We start from the raw sequence: 15105 nt of genomic DNA on the forward strand, positions 1-15105 counted from the left end.
GAGACAGAGGACCCCGTGAGAACCCGAGCACCGATCTTCCGCTGGCTGGCGGGCACGCTCGCCACCGGCCTGCTGGCCCTGGCCGGCCCGCTGCTGCCGGCCACCACCGCCGCCGCGGCCGGCGGCCCCGACCTGGCAGCGGGCCGGCCCGCCGCCGCGAGCAGCAGCACCGCCGGCCGGCCGGTCACCGCCGTCAACGACGGCGACGCCGCCACCTACTGGGAGAGCGCCAACGGCGCGCTGCCGCAGTGGGTCCAGGTCGACCTCGGCGCCCCCGCCGCGGTCGACGAGGTGGTGCTGAAGCTCCCCGCGTCCTGGGAGAGCCGCACCGAGACGCTCGCCGTCCAGGCCAGCGCCGACGGCACCGGCTTCACCACCCTGGTGGGCTCGGCCGGCTACGCCTTCGCGCCCGGTACCGGCAACACCGTGCGGATCGCCTTCCCGGCGGCGAGCACCCGCTACCTGCGGCTGGCGGTCTCCGCCAACACCGGCTGGCCGGCCGCCCAGATCGCCGAGCTGGAGGTGCACGCGGCCGGCGCCGCCGGGGCGAACCTGGCGCTCGGGCGGCCGTTCAGCGCCGGCAGCCAGAGCCAGGCCTACGCCCCGGCCAACGCCGGTGACGGCAACGCGGCCAGCTACTGGGAGAGCGCCAACGGCGCGCTGCCGCAGTGGATCCAGGTCGACCTCGGCGCCGCCGTGGCGGTCAACCGCGTGGCGCTGCGGCTGCCGGCCGGCTGGGAGCGCCGGACGCAGACGCTCGCCGTCCGCGGCAGCACCGACGGCAGCGCCTTCACCGACCTGGCCGCCTCGGCGGCCCGGGTCTTCGACCCGGCCAGCGGGAACGCCGTCGTCCTCGACCTGGGGGCCACCACCACCCGGTTCGTGCGGGTCGAGGTGACCGCCAACACCGGCTGGGCCGCCGCCCAACTGGCCGAACTGGAGGTGTACGGCCCGGCCACCGGCGACACCCGGGCGCCCACCGCCCCGAGCGGCCTCGCCTACGACCGGCCCGCGCCCGGCCGGATCCACCTGACCTGGTCGGCCTCGACCGACGACACCGGCGTCACCGGCTACGACCTCTACGCGAACGGCGCGCTGCTGACCAGCGTGCCGGGCACCGTGCTGAGCTACACCGACAGCCGCCCGGACAGTGCCACCGTCTCCTACTACGTGAAGGCCCGGGACGCCGCCGGCAACCAGTCGCCGAGCAGCAACACGGTGACCAGGACCGGTCAGAGCGGCGACACCCAGGCGCCGTCCGCGCCCGGCGCCCTCGGCTACGACCAGCCCGCGGCGGGCCGGATCCGTCTGACCTGGTCGGCCTCGACCGACGACACCGGGGTCACCGGCTACGACGTCTACGCGAACGGCGCGCTCCGGGCGAGCGTGGCCGCCGCCGTGCTGAGCTACACCGACGGCCAGCCGGACAGCGCCACCGTCTCCTACTACGTGAAGGCCCGGGACGCCGCCGGCAACCAGTCCGCGAGCAGCAACACCGTGGTGCGGGCCGGCAGCGGCGGGAGCGGGACCAACCTGGCGGCCGGCAAGCCGATCAGCGCCTCCTCGGTGATCAACACCTTCGTCGCGGCGAACGCCAACGACAACGACACCGCCACCTACTGGGAGGGCAACGCCAACAGCTACCCCGACACCCTGACGGTGGCGCTGGGCTCCAACGCGGCGGTGGACTCCGTCGTGGTCAAGCTGAACCCGGCCACGGCCTGGTCCAGCCGGAGCCAGACGATCGAGGTGCTCGGCCGGGACCAGTCCGGTACCGGCTTCACCACCCTGGTGCCGGCCCGCGGCTACGACTTCGTCCAGCCCGCCGGGAACTCCGTGACCGTCCCGGTCGGCGCCACCGCGGCCGACGTCCAGCTGCGGATCACCGCCAACACCGGGTCCACCGGCGGCCAGGTGGCCGAGTTCCAGGTGATCGGCACTCCGGCGGCCAACCCGGACCTCACCGTCACCGACGTCTCCGCCACCCCGGCCGCGCCGGTCGAGACCGACCCGGTCACGCTCTCCGCGACGGTCCGCAACCTCGGCACCCTGCCGTCGGCCGCGACCGCCGTCGGCTTCTACCTGGGCTCGACCAAGGTCGGCACCGCCCAGGTCGGCCCGCTGGCCGTCGGGGCCTCCGGCACCGTCACGCTGGACGCCGGCGTGCGCGCGGCCGGCAGCTACCAGCTCTCCGCCAAGGTCGACGAGGCCAACGCGGTGATCGAGCGGGACGAGACCAACAACACCGCCACCGCGCCGGCCCCCCTGGTGGTCGCCCGGGCCCCCGGCTCCGACCTGCTCGCCGCCCCGACCGCCTGGTCCCCGGCCAACCCGGCCGCCGGGAACACCGTCACCTTCTCGGTGGCGGTGAAGAACCAGGGCACCACGGCCTCGGCCGGCGGCGCCCACGCCATCACCCTGACGGTCGCCGACGCCGCCGGCACCGTGGTGAAGACGCTGTCCGGCGCCTACACCGGCACGATCGCCCCCGGCGCGACCACCGCGCCGGTGACGCTCGGCACCTGGACGGCGGCGAACGGCCGGTACACCGTGAAGACGGTGATCGCGGCGGACGCCAACGAGCCGCCGGCCAAGCAGACCGACAACACCTCCACCCAGCCGCTCCACGTCGGCCGGGGCGCGAACATGCCCTACGACACCTACGAGGCCGAGGACGGCGTGCTGGCCGGCGGCGCGGGCCTGGTCGGCCCGAACCGGGTCGTCGGGGACCTCGCCGGCGAGGCCAGCGGCCGGCGCGCGGTGACGCTGAACTCCACCGGCGCCTCGGTCGAGTTCACCACCCGGGCGCCGACCAACACGCTCGTCACCCGGTTCTCCATCCCGGACGCCGCCGGCGGCGACGGAACCGACGCCACGCTCAGCGTCTACGTCGACGGCGCCTTCCTCAAGAAGATCGACCTGACCTCCAAGTACGCCTGGCTGTACGGCGCCGAGACCGCGCCGGGCAACTCGCCCGGCGCGGGCGCCCCGCGGCACGTCTACGACGAGGCGAACGTGCTGCTCGGCACCACCGTGCCGGCCGGCAGCCGGATCAGGCTGCAGAAGGACGGCGGCGACACCTCCCGCTACGCGATCGACTTCGTCAGCCTGGAGCAGGCCACCGCGGCGCCGAACCCGGACCCGGCGCACTACGCCGTCCCGGCCGGCTTCACCCACCAGGACGTGCAGAACGCCCTGGACAAGGTGCGGATGGACACCACCGGCACCCTGGTCGGCGTCTACCTGCCGGCGGGCGACTACCAGACGGCGAGCAAGTTCCAGGTCTACGGCAAGCCCGTCAAGGTGATCGGCGCCGGCCCCTGGTTCACCCGGTTCCGGGCGCCCGCCACCCAGAGCAACACCGACGTCGGCTTCCGCGCGGAGGCGACGGCCAACGGCTCGACCTTCGCCGGGTTCGCCTACTTCGGTAACTACACCTCCCGGATCGACGGCCCCGGCAAGGTCTTCGACTTCGCCAACGTCGCCCACATGGTGATCGACGACATCTGGGCCGAGCACATGGTCTGCCTCTACTGGGGGGCCAACACCGACTCCATGACCATCAGCAACAGCCGGATCCGCGACACCTTCGCGGACGGCGTCAACATGACCAACGGCTCCACCGACAACCTGATCACCAACAACGAGGCCCGGGCCACCGGGGACGACTCCTTCGCGCTGTTCTCCGCGATCGACGCGGGCGGCGCGGACGAGAAGAACAACGTCTTCGAGAACCTGACCTCGATCCTCACCTGGCGGGCGGCCGGGGTCGCCGTGTACGGCGGCTACGCCAACACGTTCCGCAACATCTACATCGCCGACACCCTGGTCTACTCGGGCGTCACCATCAGCTCGCTGGACTTCGGGTACCCGATGAACGGCTTCGGCACCGAACCGACGGCCCTGCAGAACATCTCGATCGTCCGGGCCGGGGGCCACTTCTGGGGCTCCCAGACCTTCCCCGCGATCTGGGTGTTCTCGGCCTCCAAGGTGTTCCAGGGCATCCGGGTGAGCGATGTGGACATCGTCGACCCGACGTACCACGGCATCATGTTCCAGACCAACTACTCCGGCGGGCAGCCGCAGTTCCCGGTCAAGGACACCGTCTTCAGCAACGTCTCGATCACCGGGGCGCGCCGCAGCGGAGACGCCTTCGACGCCAGGTCCGGCGTCGGGATCTGGGCGAACGAGTCGGCCGAGCCCGGTCAGGGCCCGGCGGTCGGCTCGGTGCTCTTCAACCACCTGCGCCTGGCCGGCAACGACCAGGACATCAGGAACACCACCTCCACCTTCACCATCACCGTCAACCCGTAGCCCCGAAGCGATCCGACACCGGTGCCGCCGGGACGGACCCCCGTCCCGGCGGCACCTCGGGCTGTCCGCCGTCGGGCGCTCCGGGGCGGTTGGGGCGAGCGCAAGGCGGTTCAAGAGAGCGCAAGAAGACGCAAATTCTTGCGAGGAACGACGTACACTCCCCCCATGACACGACGACTTGCCCAGGTGGCGCAGAAGGTCGGGGTCAGCGAGGCCACCGTCAGCCGGGTGCTGAACGACAAGCCCGGCGTCTCGGAGGCGACCAGGGCCGCCGTGCTGACCGCCCTGGACGTGCTCGGCTACGAGCGCCCCACCCAGCTGCGCGGCGAACGCGCCCGGCTGGTGGGCCTGGTCATGCCGGAGCTGCAGAACCCGATCTTCCCGGCCTTCGCCGAGGCGGTCGGCGGCGCGCTGGCCGGCCAGGGGTTCACCCCGGTCCTCTGCACCCAGACCGCCGGCGGGGTGTCCGAGGCGGACTACGTCGACCTGCTGCTCTCCCAGCAGGTCTCCGGCGTGGTCTTCTTCGGCGGCCTCTACGCCCAGGCCGACGCCGCCCACGACCACTACGACCGGCTGGCCGAGCGCAGCCTGCCGACGGTGCTGCTGAACGCGGCCATCGAGGGCCTCGACTTCGCCCGGGTGTCCTGCGACGACGCGGTCGCCGTCGAGCAGTCCGTCGGGCACCTGCGCCAGCTCGGCCACCGCAGGATCGGGCTGGTGCTCGGCCCGGCCGACCACGTGCCGTCCCGGCGCAAGCTGGCCGCCGCGCGGGCCGCGGCGACGAAGGCCGGCCTCGACCTCCCGGAGAGCCGGGTCGAGCGGGCGCTGTTCACCCTGGAGGGCGGTCAGGCCGCCACCACCCGGCTGCTCCGCGAGGGCGTCACCGGCATCATCTGCGCCAGCGACCCGCTGGCGCTCGGCGCGATCAGGGCGGCCCGCCGGGCCGGTCTCTCGGTGCCGGACGACGTGTCGGTGATCGGCTACGACGACTCGTCCTTCATGACCTGCACCGATCCGCCGCTGACCACCGTCCGGCAGCCGATCGAGGCGATGGGCCGGGCCGCGGTGGACCTCCTGGTGGGGGAGATCGGCGGAGCCCGGATCACCCACGACGAGCTGCTGTTCGAGCCGGAACTGGTGGTCCGGGGGTCGACGGCGCCGCCGCGCGCCCGGTCCTGACCGAGACGGGGAGGCCCCCGGAGACCGTGTCGGTCTCCGGGGGCCTCCGTCCGTGCCGGTCCGTCAGGGGCCGTACACCTGGAACTCGGAGAGCTGGCCGGCCGGCCAGCCGGTGTTTCCGGTGAAGGTGAGCCGCAGGTAGCGGGCGGTCGTCCCGGGCACCTGGACGGTGACGGTGTTCCCGGTGGCCGGGTCGAAGCGGTACCCGGCCGAGGGCTTCACCGTGCTCCAGGAGCCGCCGTCGGTGGAGGCCTGGACGGTCAGGGTCTGGGTCCGCGCCTCCCAGCCGGGCGGCAGCGTGAGCACCAGCCGGCCGACCGCGACGGGGCTGCCGAGGTCACCCGTGATCCACTGCGGGAAGGCGTTGTTGGCGCTCTCCCAGTAGCTGGCCCGGTCGCCGTCGTCGGCCCGCTGCGGGGGGTAGACGTCGGTGTAGCTGCTCGCCGCGATCGCCCTGCCGTGCAGCAGGTCCACCGTGCCGGGCGGCGTGGTCGGGGTGGGCGTGGTCGACGGGGTGGGGGTGGGCGTAGGCGTGGTCGAGGGGCTCGGGGTGCCGGACGGGCTCGGGGTGCCCGGGCCGCCGCCCGGCCGGCCGCCGTAGGTGAACTGCGGGACCGGCCAGGTGCCGCTACAGGTGGAGCCCGCCCAGCCGGAGTTGCCGCCGCCGTCGGTGATCCGGAAGCCGGCGCCGACGCAGTTGTGGGTCGGGGTGGCGGACTGGGCGATGTTGCGGGCCTTCACACCGGTGAACCGCATCGTCGACTCGGCCTGCGCCTGGATGGCGTAGGTACCCGCGCCGTCGATGGTCACGCCGGTGAAGGCGATCCCGCTGGACGAGCCCTCGATGGTCTGGATCGCCTCGTAGGAGCTGTCCAGGATGTCGGTGTCGCCGATGGTGATCGCGGCGCCGCTGATCGGCTCGTTGAGGCCGCTGAACCAGACCGCCCCGACGCCGAAGTTCCAGTTGTAGTCGCTGTTCCCGGTCCGGATCAGGGTGTTCCGGAGCGCGTTGACGGTGCCCGCGACGGCGGTCCCCCAGCCCGAGCCGACCCCCGGGTACCGGTTGGCGATGTGCAGGCCGCCGCCGTTGCTGACGGTGTCCGCCATCACGTTGTCGGAGATCGTGAAGTCCCGGCCCCCGTACGTCACGATGTTGTTGGCCAGCACGGGGACGACCACGGTGTTGTGGGTGAAGCTGTCGCCCACGTTGGGGACGCGCTCCGGCCAGGAGGCGAGCCCGTCGTCACCGGTGTTGCGGACGAAGGTGTTGGTCACCGTCGAGTTCGTCACCCCGGTGTGGAAGTTCACGCCGTCCGCGGTCTGGTCCAGGATGCGGCTGTTCCGGATGGTGAACCGGTCCATCGGCCCGTCCATCCAGGCGCCGACCTTGGTGTGCTGGATCCACAGGTTGTCCACGGTGGAGTCGCTCATCGCCCCGCCGAGCGCGTTCACCTGGTCGTCGTCGACCCGCTCGCGGATGTCGCCGATGACGGCGAAGTCCCGCAGGGTGACGTTCCGGCTCGGGCCGTTGGCCTCCTGCGGCCGGACCGCCCCGCCGTAGCCGCCGCCCGCCACGTACTTGCCGTAGATCCCGGCGGCCCGGTTGCGGTTGACCGGGTCGCGGCCGCCGAGCACGCTGTACCAGGGCCCGGCCCCGGCCAGGGTGACGCCGTCCACCACCACGTGGTCGTACAGCGTGTAGCTGCCCGGCGGGATGTAGACCGTCCGGCCCTGGGCCCGGCCGGCGTCGACCGCGCTCTGGAACCGCGCGGTGTTGTCGCCGGCCCCGGTCGGGTCGGCGCCGAAGTCCGCCACCACGTCGATCGCCCCGGCGGGCTTGCCGATCGGCGCGCCGACCTGCTCGAAGTCGGCCAGGTCGACGGTGAAGGCGGGGGACTGCGCGGTCGAGGAGACCTGCAGCCGGATCTTCGTGCCGGCGGGCAGCGAGGAGCCGAACATGGTCCGGGTCTCGTCGTAGAAGTGGTGCGGGTCGGTGTCCCCGGGGTTGTTGTTGAAGGGGTAACCCCCGTAGTACCAGCCGTACTTCGAGGTGACCGGGACGGACTTCAGCTTCGACCCGTTGACCAGGAGGTCGATCGAGGCGTCCCGGCCCCGGCCGTCCGCGCTGTCCGGCAGGCTGTAGCGGAAGCTCATCGCGTCGGCCGGGGCGGTCAGCGTGAACTCGACGTACTGGCCGGTCGCGGACAGCGTGACGGCCTGGCGGCCGGAGGCCTCCGAGGGGAGCGTGCCGTAGCGGCGCTCGGGCCCGATCACCGTGCCGTTGGTGGCCGCGAACTCGGCCTCCTGCTCCTTGAACTTCACGGCGGCGCCCCGGCCGGGGACGTCCAGCGGCGAGAGGGTCGGCACGGCCGCGGCGTGCGCGGGCTGGGAGGTGACGGTGAGCAGGGCGGCCGCGGAGAGGGCGGCGGCGGTCAGCGCGGCGAGCGGTGCCCGCAGACGGCGGAAGGCGGGAGGTGGCATGGGCGACGTCCTCACTGGCGTGGGTGGGAGGCCGAGCGAGGGGAACACTAGGGGCGCTCCTGCATGAAGTCCATGGATATGCGCAAAATATTGACAGGCACTCCGCAAGAAGGGAGGGGTTGGGGACCGAGCATGCCCCGGGGAGCGCCCGACCGACGATCCGGCAGGCATGCCCGGAGCAGGTCGCCACCACCGCGTCGCCGGCCCCGGCCCGACGCGCTCCCGCGCCGCCACTCCCGCCCCGCCGGCCGCACCCGGACATGGCCGGATCGCTCCGGCCCGGGGCCCTACGGGTGCTGCGCGCAGGCCAGCAGGTAGGGGAGCAGGGGGGCGGAGGCCGCGCCGACGCGGCAGACGGAGACCCAGGGGCGGGGCGTGACCTCGGGTCGGCCCAGGCGCTGGACGCGGGCGAGGACGCCGGTGGCGGCCGCCGCGAAGGCGGGCCCGCCGGCCGGGCCGGCCGTGGCCAGCAGGCAGAGGGCGGAGGCCAGTTCGGATCGCGTCGCGGTCGCCAGCGCGGCGTCGTCGGCGGCCATCTCCAGCAGCAGCGCCACCTCCGCCCGGCCGGTGCGGGCCAGCGGCAGCCGGCCGAGGGGCAGGGCGAAGGTGTCCACCGCGAGCCGCGCCAGGTGGTGGCGCCCCCGGATGTGGCCGCGCTCGTGCGCGACCGCGGCGGCCAGCCGGCGCTCGTCGAGCAGCTCCGCCGCGCCGCGCGACACCACCACCCGGGCCCGGCGGCCGGGCAGGCAGTAGACGGCCGGCCGGGCGTCGTCGAGCACCAGCGCGCGGTGGTGCCGGTCGCGGACCGCGACCACGTCCAGCACCGCGCGGTGCCGGCTCCGCAGCCGCGCGGCCCGCGTCCCGAGGGTCACGGCGACCCCGCCCAGGGCGAGCGCCACCGCGGCCGGCGCCCACCAGCCGTGCGCGTGCGGGTCGGTGGCCGGACCGGCCTCGACGTGCGGGAGCAGTCCGGCCAGCGCGGCCGGCCGGTGGCCGAGCGTCGCCGCCAGGTGGTGCGCCGCGAGCAGCAGCGCGGTCCCGAAGGAGGCCATCAGTGCCAGCCAGACCGCGACGCCCGCCGCCGGCCGGGCCTGGAGCCGGCGCGAACCGGCCAGCCACCGGGGGAGGACGGCGCCGACCAGGACGAGGTGGAGCGCGAGCAGCGCGAGCGTCACGGGGTGTCCCGCTCCTTCACCTGCTCCAGGGCCGCCAGCAGGGCCGCGGCCTCGTCCCCGCTCATCCGGTCGACGAAGTGCAGCAGGGCCCCGGCCCGGTCGGAGGTGGTCTCCAGTGCCTGGTGCATCAGTTGGGCGGTGTACGCCTCGCGGGTGCAGGTCGGCTCGTACACCCACGCCCGGCCGACCTTCTCCCGGCGCAGCCACCCCTTGGTGTGCAGGATGTCGGCCACGGTGGTGACGGTGGTGTAGGCGAGCGGCCGCCGCAGCTGCAGGTCGTCGACGATCTCGCGGGCGGTGGCCGCCCGGCCCCAGGACCAGAGCCGGTCCATGATCTCGGCCTCCAGATCGCCGAACCCGCGCAACACCGCCCGAACGCCCCTTCCCTCCGCACCCGGCCGCCCTGCCCGGCCGCCCACCGGCCCATCGTACGGGCGGCGGTCGAGGTGCCCGTCCGGCGCTCTCCCGGTGGGCGCGGTGGAGCCGTTCGGGCACCGGCGGGGGTTCGGCGTGCCCCGGGTGGGCGGACGGGCGTAGAACGGACGGAGCGCCGGAGCCCACCGGAGCGCGCGAACCGGAGGAGGACAGCTGTGTGGAGCGACCCCCGGCACGGCCCGCTGGTGCCGATGCTGCTGTTGCTCACCGTCGTCACCGGGCTGGTGGACGCGGTGAGTTACCTCGCCCTCGGGCATGTCTTCGTCGCCAACATGACGGGCAACGTGGTCTTCCTGGGCTTCGCCCTGGCGGGCGCGGCCGGGTTCTCCGCCACCGCCTCGCTCACCGCGCTGGGCGCCTTCCTGGCGGGCGCGCTCGCCGGTGGCCGGCTCAGCGAACGCCTGCCCGGCCACCGGGGCCGGCTGCTGGTCGTCTCCGCCGCCGTCCAGGCGGTGCTGCTGGCCCTCGGCACCGCCCTGGCGGCGCTGGCCGGCCACACCGGTGAGCCCGCGCGCTACGCGCTGACCGGTCTGCTCGGGTTCGCGATGGGGCTGCAGAACGCCGTCGTCCGCTCCCTCAAGGTGCCCGACCTCACCACCACCGTGCTCACCATGACCCTGACCGGCCTGGCCGCCGACCTGGCCGGGGTCCGCCGCTTCGCCTCGGCGGTCTGGATGTTCGGCGGCGCCGTCCTGGGCGCCGCGCTGGTCCTGAACGCCGATGTGCCGATCGCCCTCGCCCTGGCGCTGGCCCTCCTGGTGGCCGTCGCCGTGCTCACCCACCGGGCGTCCGCCGGCCTCCCCGCCCCGGCCTGGACCGGGTGGGACGGCGGGTCCTGAGGCGCCGACGGTCGGGCGGAGGACCCGAACCCGGTCCCGGTCCGGGCGGCGGACTTCGGGGCCGCCGGGCCGGCCCGGCGGCCCCCGGCCGGGGTCAGTCGCCCTGCGCCCCGTCGGGGCTGTGGCTCGCGCGGCCGCTCCAGAGCGGTTCGAGCCTGCTCCAGGACCGCTGCCAGGCGAGGTCGGCCCGCCGGTCGAGGGTCCGCAGGCGCAGGGCGAGGGCGGCCACGATGCCCGCGCCGACGACGGTGAAGCCCGCGAGGCCCACGCAGACCGCCTCGATCGCCACGCCCGCCCGGGTGGTCGGGGGATCGGTCACCAGCCCGGCCTCGTCCACCCAGACGGGGACGGTGGTTCCGACCACGGCGGTCCGGTGCACCTCGATGGTGCCGGTGCGCCACTGCCCGTCCGGCGCGGTCCAGGTGGCCTCGGCGGCCACCCTGCCCTGGTAGCCGCCCGCCGAGCGGCTTCCCACGGCGGCTCCGTGCCGGTCGGTGGAGAGCACGACGGCGTCGACCCGGCGCAGCCGTGCCAGGTCCGCGTCGGCGTCCCGCCCGACGGTCCGGTAGCCGAGCAGCGCGCCGACGACGGCGGCGGTCAGGGCGAGCAGGATCGCCAGCGCGGCCGTGCACCAGGCCCGGCCGCGGGACCGGTCCAGCGGCCGGACCAGGGGGGAGCGGTGGCTGCCGAGGGCCTGCCGCAGCTGCCGTCCGGCCCGCCGCGGGAGCGACGCGGGCCGGACCGGGCCGGAGGTGCTGGACACGATGCGTGCTCCTCGGGTGGTAGGTCGCAGCGGCGCTCGGGCGCCCGGCCGGGATCGTCCGCCGGGCTCCGGCTCTCAATCTCCCTCCGCTCCGGCCGCGGCACAAGAGTCGTGCGCGCTCGTACCGCGGCGCCCGCCCGCCGACCGGCCGTCAGGACCGGGGCCCGCCGCGCGACCGGGACGTTCGGCCCTCGGCGGGGGAGGGGTGGCCGGGGCAGGCTGGTGGGTGCCGCGTCCGAGAGGTGTCGGGACGCGGTCGGCCCGGCCCGCTGTGGGGGCAGGTCGGGCCACCGGTGTGGCGCGGGAGGCGGTGCGGGGCCGCCTCCCGCTCACCGCCCCGCCGGTTCCCGGGAGGCCGATTTCCTCCAACGGATCAGCGTCTTCGCAGCTCGGAGCCGTATTCTCGCCAGCTATACACTCGGAGTATACGTCGGGTGTATGGTCCTCCTATGAGTGTTCCCCTGACCCTTCTCGGGCTGCTGGAGCGAGAGCCGAGCCATGGCTACGACCTCAAGCGCGACTACGACACCTTCTTCGGCCGGGGCAAGCCCCTGCCCTACGGCCAGGTCTACGCCACGCTCGGCCGACTGGCCCGGGACGGCAAGGTGGTGCCCGGCGAGGCCGAGCCCGGCGACGGCCCCGAGCGCAAGCGCTACGTGATCACCGAGGCAGGTGTGACGGAGTTCGAGCACTGGCTCACCGAGCCCGTCGCGCCCGAGCCCAGCCTGCAGACGGTGCTCTTCACCAAGGTGGTGCTGGCCCTGATGCTCGGCCGCGACGCCGAGGTGTACCTCGACACCCAGCGCGCCGCCCACCTGCGGCGGATGCGCGAACTCACCGAGCTGCGCCGGGGCGGCGAGCTGGTCGACGCCCTGCTCGCCGACCACGGGCTGTTCCACCTGGAGGCCGATCTGCGCTGGATCGACCTGACCACCGCCCGCCTGGACGCGCTCGCCGAGGCGGTGCGGTCATGACGCCGCTGATCGAGGCCCGCGACATCACGCTCGCCTACGGCGAGACCCCGGCCCTGCGCGGCGCGAGCCTGGCCGTCGGCGCCGGCGAGGTGCTCGCGATCATGGGCCCCAGCGGCTCCGGCAAGTCGACGCTGCTGCACTGCCTGGCCGGCATCCTCACCCCGTCCTCCGGCGAGGTCCTGTTCGACGGGCAGCGGATCGACACCATGAACGAGGCCGGGCGCAGCGCCCTGCGGCGCGACCGGTTCGGCTTCGTCTTCCAGTTCGGCCAGCTCGTCCCCGAGTTGACCGCCGAGGAGAACGTCGCGCTGCCGCTGCTGCTGAGCGGCACCCGGCGGGCGGCGGCGCTGGCCGAGGCCCGGCCCTGGTTCGCCCGGCTGGGGCTGGACGGCCTGGGGAAGCGCCGCTCCGGTGAGCTGTCGGGCGGTCAGGCGCAGCGCGTCGCGCTCGCCCGCGGCCTGGTGGCGCGCCCCCGGGTGCTGTTCGCCGACGAGCCGACCGGCGCGCTGGACTCGCTGACCGGTGAGCAGGTGATGGAGCTGATGGTCGGCGCGGCCCGCGAGCAGGGCACCACCGTCATCCTGGTCACCCACGAGCCCCGGGTCGCCGCCTACGCCGACCGCGAGGCGATCGTGCGCGACGGCCGGGCCACCTCGCTCTCGGCGGACCCGGTGGGCCGATGATCGCCTTCGCGCTGCGCCTCGCCGTCAGCGGCGGGCGGGAGGCCCTGGCCCGGCTGGCCGTCATCGCCGCCGCCGTGGCGATCGGCGTCGGTCTGCTGCTCTCCACGCTGGCGAGCATCAACGCCGTCGGCCGGGCCAACGACCGGGCCGTGTGGACCAACACCGGCGCGGCGAGCCGGACCGAGACGGCCCCCGTGGACCCGCTCTGGTGGTGGGCCCACGGGGACTACTACGACGGCGAGCAGATCCTGCGGGTCGACGTCGCCGCCACCGGGCCGACGGCGCCCGTCCCGCCGGGGCTCGACGCGGTGCCCGCGCCCGGGGAGTACTACGTCTCGCCCGCGCTGGCCGAACTGCTGCGCAGGACCCCGGCCGGCGAGCTGGGCGACCGCTTCCCCGGCCGGCCGGCCGGCATCCTCGGCGACGCGGCGCTGCCCTCCCCGGACTCCCTGTTCGTGGTCGCGGGCCGGACGGCGGCGGAGATCGCGACCGTGCCGGGGGCGCGGCAGGTCACCACCATCGCCACCGCCCTGCCGCCCAGCTGCGGCAACGACTGCCCGGGGCAGGGCACGCGCGGCGACGCCATGACGCTGATCCTCTCGGTCGTGGCCGGGGCGCTGATCTTCCCGGTGGTCGTCTTCATCGGCACCGCCACCCGGCTCTCCGCCGCCACCCGCGAGCAGCGCTACGCGGCGATGCGGCTGGTCGGCGCCACCCCGGGGCAGATCTCGCTGATCTCGGCGGTCGAGTCCACGGTGGCCGCCGCCGTCGGCACCGTCCTCGGTTTCGGCCTCCACCTGGCGCTGCGCCCGCTGGTGGCGACCGTCCCGTTCACCGGTGACCGGTTCTTCCTCGACGACCTGACGCTCACCCCGCTCCAGGCGGTGGCGGTGGCCGTCGGCGTTCCGGTGGCGGCGGCGGTCGCGGCCCGGCTGGCGCTGCGTCGGGTCACCGTCTCCCCGCTGGGGGTCACCCGCCGGGTCACCCCCGGGCCGCCGACCCACTGGCGGCTGGTCCCGCTGCTGGCCGGCCTCGCCGAGCTCGGTTTCTTCGTGAACCGCCACCCGGACACCACCGGCCAGCAGACGGCGGCCTATCTGACCGGCTTCCTGCTGATCATGCTCGGGCTGGTGGTCGCCGGGCCCTGGCTCACCATGGTCGCGGCCCGGGCCGTCGCCGCCCGCACCAGCCGCCCGGCCACCCTGATCGCGGTGCGGCGGCTCGCGGACGACCCCAAGGCCGGGTTCCGCTCGGTCGCCGGGCTCGTCCTCGCCCTCTTCGTCACCACGGCCACGGTCTGCATCATCGGCACCATCAACGAGAACCGCGGCGCGCTCAGCGGGGATCCGCAGACCCGGGTCGTGGTGGAGCACGGCGCGATGGTCGACGAGCCGCCGATGACGGACGCGCTGCCGGAGCGACTGCTGGCGGACCTCCGGGCGGTGCCGGGGTTCCGGGGCCTCGCGGTGGGCCACGACAACCCGCGGGCGCTCGGCGCCGAGCCGGGCGAGCGGCCCGGCTTCTCCCCGAGCCTGGTGCTCTGCGGCGACCTCGCGCAGACCCCGGTGGCCGGCCACTGCCCGGCCGGTGCGAGCGTCGCGGGTGTCCCGCAGTGGGCCTTCCTGGACCTGAGGTCCAATGCCGCGCACGAGTGGCCGGCCGCGCCGGTCTCCGCCGAGGAGGCGGCCGCGCTCCCGGTGCGCAACGTCTACGTGTCCACCGACGGCTCCGTCGCGGCCATGGAGCGGACCCGCACCCTGCTGACCGAGGCGTACCCGCAGTACCGGGCGCGGACGGTCGGCGACTGGGGCTCCAGCCAGCAGAAGCAGCTGGCCGGCTGGCGGCAGCTGGCCAACGTGGTGCTGCTGACCACGCTGCCGATCGCCGGGTGCAGCCTCGCGGTCAGCGTGGTGGCGGGCCTCTCGGACCGCCGGCGCCCGTTCGCGATGCTGCGGCTCACCGGGGCGCCGCTCGGCCTGCTGCGACGGGTGGTCGGGCTGGAGAGCGCGCTGCCGCTGCTGGTGGTGTCGGTGATCGCGACCGGCACCGGGTTCGGGGCGGCGGCGATGTTCCTCAGGTCGCAGATGCACTACGACCTGGTGTCACCGGGGGCGGTGTACTTCGCGCTGGTGGCGCTCGGGCTGGCGGCCTCGCTCGGGATCATCGCCTCGACGCTCCCGCTGCTGAGGCGGCTGACCGGCCCGGAGGCGGCCCGCAACGGCTGACCCGCCCTCAGCCGGCCCGCCCACGGCTCGACCCGCC

Annotated in this window: 10 protein-coding genes; 6 read left to right on the forward strand and 4 right to left on the reverse strand. The window is 74.7% G+C overall.

All coding sequences use genetic code 11. The features are described 5' to 3' along the window. Positions 1 to 15: 15 nt before the first annotated feature. The gene (locus tag ACZ4UX_RS34410; RefSeq protein WP_465709514.1) at positions 16 to 4314 is read left to right on the forward strand and encodes a discoidin domain-containing protein; all 4299 of its coding nucleotides are present in this window, start codon (positions 16 to 18) and stop codon (positions 4312 to 4314) included. A gap of 165 nt (positions 4315 to 4479) precedes the next feature. After that, a complete protein-coding gene (locus ACZ4UX_RS34415; RefSeq protein WP_465709515.1) occupies positions 4480 to 5493 on the forward strand; it encodes a LacI family DNA-binding transcriptional regulator in 1014 nt (337 codons plus the stop codon). A gap of 63 nt (positions 5494 to 5556) precedes the next feature. Here ACZ4UX_RS34415 and ACZ4UX_RS34420 read toward each other — a convergent pair whose 3' ends face one another. The 3 genes from ACZ4UX_RS34420 to ACZ4UX_RS34430 form a co-directional block, all read right to left on the reverse strand. Next, on the reverse strand, positions 5557 to 7974 hold the full coding sequence (locus ACZ4UX_RS34420; RefSeq protein WP_465709516.1) for a galactose-binding domain-containing protein: 2418 nt from the start codon (positions 7972 to 7974) through the stop codon (positions 5557 to 5559). Between the two features lie 287 nt (positions 7975 to 8261). Then, the gene (locus tag ACZ4UX_RS34425; protein ID WP_465709517.1) at positions 8262 to 9149 is read right to left on the reverse strand and encodes a M56 family metallopeptidase; all 888 of its coding nucleotides are present in this window, start codon (positions 9147 to 9149) and stop codon (positions 8262 to 8264) included. Next, a complete protein-coding gene (locus tag ACZ4UX_RS34430) occupies positions 9146 to 9514 on the reverse strand; it encodes a BlaI/MecI/CopY family transcriptional regulator (RefSeq protein ID WP_465709538.1) in 369 nt (122 codons plus the stop codon). Before ACZ4UX_RS34430 ends, ACZ4UX_RS34425 begins: the two co-directional genes overlap by 4 nt. A gap of 261 nt (positions 9515 to 9775) precedes the next feature. Here ACZ4UX_RS34430 and ACZ4UX_RS34435 point away from each other — a divergent pair, with 261 nt between their 5' ends. Further along, on the forward strand, positions 9776 to 10423 hold the full coding sequence (locus ACZ4UX_RS34435) for a YoaK family protein (RefSeq protein ID WP_359808153.1): 648 nt from the start codon (positions 9776 to 9778) through the stop codon (positions 10421 to 10423). Between the two features lie 94 nt (positions 10424 to 10517). On the opposite strand, the gene ACZ4UX_RS34440 is transcribed toward ACZ4UX_RS34435, so the two are convergent. Continuing rightward, positions 10518 to 11186 (reverse strand): Rv1733c family protein, encoded by a 669-nt coding sequence (locus ACZ4UX_RS34440; protein WP_465709518.1) that lies wholly within the window; start codon positions 11184 to 11186, stop codon positions 10518 to 10520. Between the two features lie 449 nt (positions 11187 to 11635). Between ACZ4UX_RS34440 and ACZ4UX_RS34445 the strand changes: the two genes are divergently transcribed. The 3 genes from ACZ4UX_RS34445 to ACZ4UX_RS34455 are packed head-to-tail and all read left to right on the forward strand — an operon-like array spanning position 11636 to position 15068. Further along, positions 11636 to 12160, forward strand: coding sequence for a PadR family transcriptional regulator (locus ACZ4UX_RS34445; protein WP_329486549.1), 525 nt, complete (start codon positions 11636 to 11638; stop codon positions 12158 to 12160). Next, positions 12157 to 12843 carry an ABC transporter ATP-binding protein gene (locus ACZ4UX_RS34450; RefSeq protein WP_329486548.1) on the forward strand — a complete coding sequence of 229 codons (687 nt, stop codon included), beginning with the start codon at positions 12157 to 12159 and terminating at the stop codon, positions 12841 to 12843. Before ACZ4UX_RS34445 ends, ACZ4UX_RS34450 begins: the two co-directional genes overlap by 4 nt. Beyond that, positions 12840 to 15068: an ABC transporter permease gene (locus tag ACZ4UX_RS34455; RefSeq protein WP_465709519.1), complete on the forward strand. Its 2229-nt coding sequence runs from the start codon at positions 12840 to 12842 to the stop codon at positions 15066 to 15068. The genes ACZ4UX_RS34450 and ACZ4UX_RS34455 overlap by 4 nt, the downstream gene beginning before the upstream one ends. Positions 15069 to 15105: the final 37 nt, after the last annotated feature.

The sequence above is a fragment of the Kitasatospora sp. NPDC028961 genome (assembly GCF_055564815.1).